Here is a 3,848-nt window from a genome sequence, read left to right as displayed (position 1 = left end):
TTATTTAGGACACAAGTGATTGGAGGTAAACCAATGTGGGTGACAGAAGCTTCCGATGATGGCGGCAATTATGACAATGGTATTGAAGGAGGCTTGAAACTGGCGGTTAATATGCACAAGCTTCTTGCGGATTGTAACGCCAATGCTTATGTGTTTTGGCTAGGTATGCTGGCATTTCAAAATAATGAGGCGCTTATTTGTACAAAGAGTGATGGTTCATTGGAATTTCCAAAAACGTACGATGTGATGGGACATTATTCCAGATTCATCAAAGCAGGTTATATGCGAATCAATGTAGGGGTTCAAAATGGAAATGGCTTATTGATTTCGGCTTACAAAGATCCACAAACAGGTAAGTTTGTCTTAGTTGTCACCAACACGGGAACCGCAGCAGTTCCATTGGATATCAACCTTACAGGTTTTGCAAGCGGCGCATTGAATAATTACCAAACAACCGCAAGCAGTTCGGGCCATTGGGAGAACGTTGGCACCGTAAATCCGAATAGCTCAGGGGTCTATTCTTTAACAATACCTGCTAAAAGTATAAGCACTTTAGAAGGCAACAAACTTTAATTTATTAATTGTACTGAGGGAGTGCGCTCCCTCAGTACATAATTTAAAACCCGATATGCGCTAAATCCTACATGTTACTGATCGTCAAATCCCCATTTAGCTCCGCACCTATTCTTTCATTTTTGTAAACATAAGTTTTGCTGTATTTGGATCTAATACGTCCATATCAATGAGCTTCAATAATTTCACCATATGGAGCGTAGTAGACTTATACTTTAAAAAGTGTGCTGTTTTCAAATGGGCAAGGTAAGCTTGCTTGTCCCGATAGATTTCCAAGATACGTATCTGTGTCGGATTATCTTTTTTGAACATTGGAAAAATCGCAACAACACCTTCTTCGAGCGCGACAGATGCAGCAGCCTCTTCTTTTAAAATGGTCTTGTATTCTTCGAGGTATTCAACATAAACCTCAATTTCAGCAATACGTACCATAGACTCCTTATCTTGTCCACGAACAATATCCCCGCATAAGAAAAGTATGATTAGCGTTAAGGGCAAAGACAATAATGATTTCATGTGATTAAGTTTAAAAGTTTTGGGCCTGATCATTTTTTCCAATCAAAGCCCTTCACAAATTTCGTTATACGGGATGATAACACCAATATATATATTACTGAAATATCTACCAGTTTTACGGATTTAGGTCAAAATATCGATGTCTTAGATTTCTCTTAAATCATATAATCCAATGTCTTTGCTACCTGAATTTTGGAAAAACTGCAATGAAATTGCGCTACCTTGCGGTGCTTAAACTTGGGATATGTACGATCGCTGGATTAAAAGCGCAAGAAAAATCAAATCTTATCGAATTAAATCTTTGGTCTCTATGTCACACCCTTTTTCAAATACGTCAATTACAGTGTACCCACAAAGATTACCGTCGACGAATCAAATTATCACAGCGAAGTACCCATATCGGGCGTCTTAAATGCTTTTAACGGAGGTGTGGCTGTTGCTAACCAATGGAAGCTTGGACAAAATATCTATTTAGACTGGCGCATTGTCGGTCCCAGTTATGGCTTCAACAATGGTACGTTCGAGGGGAAAACCCATTAAATACGGACGAGCAACGCGAAGTAAAGAGACAACTAGAGGAATTTGACAGTAATCTCATGAAGATCAAAAAAGAATTAAATGCTGATGGTGTAACACTCAGCACTAGCAGACCATTTGCCGGTATCCGCACCGCATTATCCATAGGTTACCGGTTTTAATTGCAAAATCCTCCCCTCTTCGTATCATCCATTCCAACAAGCGCACGATATTAGTGCGCTTTTATCAATAGCAATCGCTAAGGATGCATTATGCTGTTTCCCCATCACTATAGTTTTAAATTAGATTATGCTCACGGGCATATTTAAGCATTTGTCCTATGGTTTGACACTCAGCTTTTGCCATCATTTTCCTACGATGTGTAACAACTGTATGTGGACTCAAAAAGGTTCTTGAAGCGGTTTCAGCGACGCTATAGCCCTCCGAAAAGTATTGTAATACTTCGATCTCTCTCGGTGTAAATGTTTTAATTTTTTTATCATATGTAGATAAAATACGCTCAAATTCACTACATATATATAGTTCTTTTTTCTTTATGGCCTCAAAGCAGGCAAATACTTCACTTAATTCACAAGATTTACTTAACACAGCTTCTGGACGGTATTGAAGAATACTCGATATCACGGCAGGAGCTGTTGCTCCCGTCAAAAAAATAACCTTTGCGTCTCCATTTATACGCCTGATCTCGGTCAACAACGAAAGTCCATTTTCATTTGGAAGATAGTAATCCAAAAAAATAAACAGTTCCTGCTTTCCAAAAGCACGTAAAAACTGAAGGAATTCAGATCCTTGGCTAAAAGATTGGACCAATTCAATTCCACATTCACGCTTCAACAAGAGTGCGAAGGAAAAAGCAACTATTTTCTGGTCATCTAAGATAACAGCATGGCTAGTGGTCTTCATAAATATGGCTGGTTTAATTAACCTAGTAAGACAAATATAATTATTTAAAACAATCATAATAATCTGTTTTACAAGTGTGTAGGTATTCAGCTACAAACCTCGCATATTCCTGTTATATCCAACTTGAAATATAGCATAAACATGCTATATACCGCTTAGAAGTTACCAAGTAAGGCAATAAAGCGCGTCTTTTACAACAGAATTTAAGCATGCCATATCATCTTAGACTAATTCACTAGCCCACGAAATAAGCCATTAGGCTAGCGAAAGAACTATAAAATATTTCAACTTATAAAATACATTGTTATGAACAAGAAACTTTTTAAATCTGCAACTGGCAAACTGCCCTACCAGGTACCTCAGATTCAAATGACTGTCGTTTTATTAGAAAATGGTATTGCGGCAGGTTCAAATGCGCACACTTCCGGAGATGTAAAGCAGACCTGGGACAACGAGGAATCACAGACTCAAAGCAAAAGTGACGGATGGTGGTAGTCTCCCCATTGACGATCAATTAACCAAAAAAAAGAAAAATGAAAAATCAATTTATTCAATTGCTCATCCTCCTCATTATATTTTCCACGTCATGTAGCAAAAATGAAAGCAACACGGCTGTCGAGACAGAAGGGAATGTGAGCGTAAAAATGAGTGGAACCTCCTTTGCTGATGAAGATACGGAGCCCCAATTAAAATTATCGAACAACAAAAGTTTAAATAACACACTCTCGAACACCCAGGAGGTCATTGTTCCACTTAATAGTGAACTTTCGGTACTGGCCACTTTGACACCGGAGCCCGCTACTTCATCCAACGTATTGCGTGCATCAACAGGGCTTAAAATGGCAACAGCCCCCGTCTCACTAGGTAGCGGAGCAAAATATGCTATTGCAGTTTACAATGCAACGGGAAATTATGTTAAAGATACAGGGGTATTAACTTATTCGACTAGCGGTACAAATTGGAATCTATCGCTTCCTGCAGGGTCTTACACGTTCGTTGCTATCGCCGTTGCAAATGGTCAAACTTTTCCTTCGATCAATTTTAATCAAGCGTTGGCGAACATTACATTTAACGTAACTGGCGCAGATACCGACATCTTATGGAAAAAGTTACCGGTTACTGTAATCGCTAACCAAACACTGGCCGTAGATCTTATCTTAAGTCACCTATTTACACAGGTACAGGCTACGCTAGAAAGTACTTCCGCCAATGTAGTTGGCAATATCACCGCCATGACTAGTAGTACAATCTCCCCTAATTATGGAACGGCTTCGGTTAAATTGGCTGACGGGCTTTTCACCCAAGGTGGTTCATCGACG

At 39.2% G+C, this 3,848-nt stretch carries 6 protein-coding genes; 4 read left to right on the top strand and 2 right to left on the bottom strand.

All coding sequences use genetic code 11. The features are described 5' to 3' along the window. Window positions 1-573, top strand: a 573-nt coding sequence (locus tag B2X72_RS09075; RefSeq protein ID WP_286849251.1) for a glycoside hydrolase family 30 beta sandwich domain-containing protein, incomplete at its 5' end; no start/stop codon positions are given. Between the two features lie 108 nt (window positions 574-681). Here the strand turns inward: B2X72_RS09075 and B2X72_RS09070 are convergent. After that, on the bottom strand, window positions 682-1,089 hold the full coding sequence (locus tag B2X72_RS09070; protein ID WP_145329074.1) for a putative quinol monooxygenase: 408 nt from the start codon (window positions 1,087-1,089) through the stop codon (window positions 682-684). A 446-nt stretch (window positions 1,090-1,535) separates the two neighbouring features. On the opposite strand from B2X72_RS09070, the gene B2X72_RS09065 reads away from it, so the two are divergent. Then, window positions 1,536-1,787 carry a hypothetical protein gene (locus tag B2X72_RS09065; protein WP_286849247.1) on the top strand — a complete coding sequence of 84 codons (252 nt, stop codon included), beginning with the start codon at window positions 1,536-1,538 and terminating at the stop codon, window positions 1,785-1,787. 115 nt (window positions 1,788-1,902) lie between these two features. Here B2X72_RS09065 and B2X72_RS09060 read toward each other — a convergent pair whose 3' ends face one another. Continuing rightward, window positions 1,903-2,586: a response regulator transcription factor gene (locus tag B2X72_RS09060; protein WP_088161477.1), complete on the bottom strand. Its 684-nt coding sequence runs from the start codon at window positions 2,584-2,586 to the stop codon at window positions 1,903-1,905. Window positions 2,587-2,835: 249 nt separating this feature from the next. Between B2X72_RS09060 and B2X72_RS09055 the strand changes: the two genes are divergently transcribed. Beyond that, a complete protein-coding gene (locus tag B2X72_RS09055) occupies window positions 2,836-3,024 on the top strand; it encodes a hypothetical protein (protein WP_075992531.1) in 189 nt (62 codons plus the stop codon). A gap of 38 nt (window positions 3,025-3,062) precedes the next feature. Then, a partial coding sequence (locus B2X72_RS09050; RefSeq protein WP_286849245.1) for a hypothetical protein occupies window positions 3,063-3,848 on the top strand: 786 nt, incomplete at its 3' end.

Source organism: Sphingobacterium sp. UBA7253 (assembly GCF_002472745.1).
In the GTDB taxonomy this organism is placed as follows: Bacteria; Bacteroidota; Bacteroidia; order Sphingobacteriales; family Sphingobacteriaceae; genus Sphingobacterium; species Sphingobacterium siyangense.
Note: the sequence above shows the minus strand (reverse complement) of the source record. Positions and strands in the feature narration are given on the sequence as shown.